Here is a 2,203-nt window from a genome sequence, read left to right as displayed (position 1 = left end):
CACCGCGGCCACCGAAGCCGTCACCATCCGTCGGGCGCTGGCCGCCGCCGACCCCACCGCCTACCAGCACTTCCTCGCCGACGGACTGGTCAGACTCGCCGACGCGCTGCGCCAGGCCGACCGGTACGGGGAGGCGGTCACCGCCGCCACCGAAGCCGTCACCATCCGTCGGGCGCTGGCCGCCGCCGACCCCACCGCCCACCAGTACCTCCTCGCCTACGCGCTGGTCAGACTCGCCGAAGCGCTGCGCCTGGCCGATCGGTCCGGGGAGGCGGTCACCGCCGCCGCCGAAGCCGTCACCATCCGTCGGAGTCTGGCCACCGCCGACCCCACCTCCCACCAGCACTTCCTCGCCCACGCACTGACCAGCCTCGCCGACGCGCTGCGCCAGGCCGGTCGGTACGGGGAGGCGGTCACCGCGGCCACCGAAGCCGTCACCATCCGTCGGGCGCTGGCCGCCGCCGACCCCACCGCCTACCAGCACTTCCTCGCCGACGGACTGACCAGCCTTGCCGACGCGCTGCGCCTGGCCGATCGGTCCGGGGAGGCAGTCACCGCCGCCACCGAAGCCGTCACGCTGTACCAGCAACTCGGTGTGGACGACGGCAATGCCGCGATTGCCGAACAGATCATCCGCACCGACGAACCTAACTAACGCGACAGTCAGCCGCCATCACAGCCGCCGCCGCAGCGTGACGAACGTGCGGCACGATGTCCCCGATCAGGTGCGGGTTCGGGCGACTCGCCACCGAACATGCAATGTAGATCCGAACACCAGACGGCCGAAGCGTCCGAACTCACTTTGCATCGCCGCAGGTCGGCGCTGCCGGAGGGTGCAACGTTGCGACGGAACGGACACGCGTTACGTCCCCTGTATCGCCGAAGGTTGCCCTGTCAGGCCCCGCTTGTAGCGCTTGCAGCGGTGGTGCACTATCAAACTCATGCGCCTTTCGCTGCGTCGCCGCACTGTCGTGCTGACCACGCTTGCCGCCCTGGCTACAGCGGCTTCAGGCGCTGCCGGCTACGGTGAAATGCCGACCACCTTTCAGATGCTCATGCTGGTCGTTGCGGTTCTTACGACGGTGGGGCTTGCCGCCCTCCCCGCGGAAAGTGCCGATGCCCCCAAAAAACTTCAGCGAAAATCGCTGCGACTAGCTTCGAGTCACAGCGACTAGGCGCCTGGGCCGATGACATTCCAAAAAAACTGGCCTGGGCAATAAATCCGTAACCCATAGAGCGGTACGGCTGAACCAGCGAGGCTCCGCTCGTGGTACGGGGACAACGCGCTCATGCCCCCTGGAAGGCGGCCAGGAGGCATGGGCGCTCGGCTTGGGCAGTGGTGCATCAGGCCGCCGACGCGGCGATCGACTCTGTCTGCAGGCTGCTGCGCCTGCCGACCATCCGCGGCCAGTTCCCCGAACTCGCCGAGGCTGCCGCCCGCAGCCAGATGACCTACCGTGGGTTCCTCGCCGAACTGCTCATGGCCGAGTGCGACGATTGGGCCCGGCGCCGCTCCGAACATGGATCCGCGATCCGTATGGGCGTGGCTTGACGGCGTGCTCGAGCGCCTCCGTGGTGCGCCGCAGTGTCCAGTTCAGTATGGTGGCGAGCTCTTCAACGCCGGGCGGGTGCTGTGTCCAGTCCTACGAACGCCGGATCACCAGCGGCAGGTCATGAAACGAACCCATTTCCGATGCTGACATCAACCTGTCGGCGCGCACTGACTGGCATCAACCTGTCGCTGAACGGTTGAGCAAGCGGCGCGACTTGGCTAACCGTCGTCGGCGCGCTCCTGGTCGTAGCGGGTCAGCACGTACTGGACGCTGCTCTTCGTCCATTGCCCGCGTCCGGATGGCGTCGCGACCTGTTCGGCGTTGAGGGCGGCGGCGATCTGTGCCAGCGAGTTGCCGGCGGCGCGGAGCTCTGCCGCTCGCGGTGCGCCCTCGGGAAGCGCTGCGGGCGGTCGCCCGAGTCGCACACCGCGGTCCCGGGCAGCAGCCATTCCTTCAGCGACCTCGGGTCGGGACGGGCGGGGCTCGTTCTGCGGCATCCCCGCAGCGTACAGAAAAAGGTCTAAGAGCGACCGGCAAATGGGCGTTACTTGAGCCTGCGGGTGGTGAGTCGGGTATCCCAGCGGTAGAGCGCACGGGCGCGGCGGATGAGTTGACGGACTGTGACGAAGGCTGCGGCCAGATACAGGTAG

4 protein-coding genes and 1 pseudogene are annotated in these 2,203 nt (G+C 67.8%); 3 read left to right on the top strand and 2 right to left on the bottom strand.

Going from position 1 to position 2,203, the window contains the following annotated elements:
- The 3 genes from ABD332_RS57870 to ABD332_RS57860 all read left to right on the top strand — a co-directional run.
- Positions 1 to 655, top strand: a 655-nt coding sequence (locus tag ABD332_RS57870) for a tetratricopeptide repeat protein (RefSeq protein ID WP_344515355.1), incomplete at its 5' end; no start/stop codon positions are given.
- Between the two features lie 286 nt (positions 656 to 941).
- A complete protein-coding gene (locus ABD332_RS57865) occupies positions 942 to 1,175 on the top strand; it encodes a hypothetical protein (protein ID WP_344515353.1) in 234 nt (77 codons plus the stop codon).
- Between the two features lie 161 nt (positions 1,176 to 1,336).
- Entirely contained in the window at positions 1,337 to 1,552 is a 216-nt protein-coding gene (locus ABD332_RS57860) for a hypothetical protein (RefSeq protein ID WP_344515351.1), read from the top strand.
- Between the two features lie 219 nt (positions 1,553 to 1,771).
- On the opposite strand, the gene ABD332_RS57855 is transcribed toward ABD332_RS57860, so the two are convergent.
- Both ABD332_RS57855 and ABD332_RS57850 read right to left on the bottom strand, forming a co-directional pair.
- The gene (locus tag ABD332_RS57855) at positions 1,772 to 1,978 is read right to left on the bottom strand and encodes a recombinase family protein (protein WP_344515349.1); all 207 of its coding nucleotides are present in this window, start codon (positions 1,976 to 1,978) and stop codon (positions 1,772 to 1,774) included.
- A gap of 119 nt (positions 1,979 to 2,097) precedes the next feature.
- Positions 2,098 to 2,203, bottom strand: a pseudogene (locus ABD332_RS57850) (IS5/IS1182 family transposase); the annotation flags it as partial.

It is taken from the genome of Dactylosporangium maewongense, assembly GCF_039531485.1.
Lineage (GTDB): Bacteria > Actinomycetota > Actinomycetes > Mycobacteriales > Micromonosporaceae > Dactylosporangium > Dactylosporangium maewongense.
The sequence above is the reverse complement of the archived record's forward strand: the minus strand, read 5'-3'. Positions and strand labels throughout refer to the sequence as shown.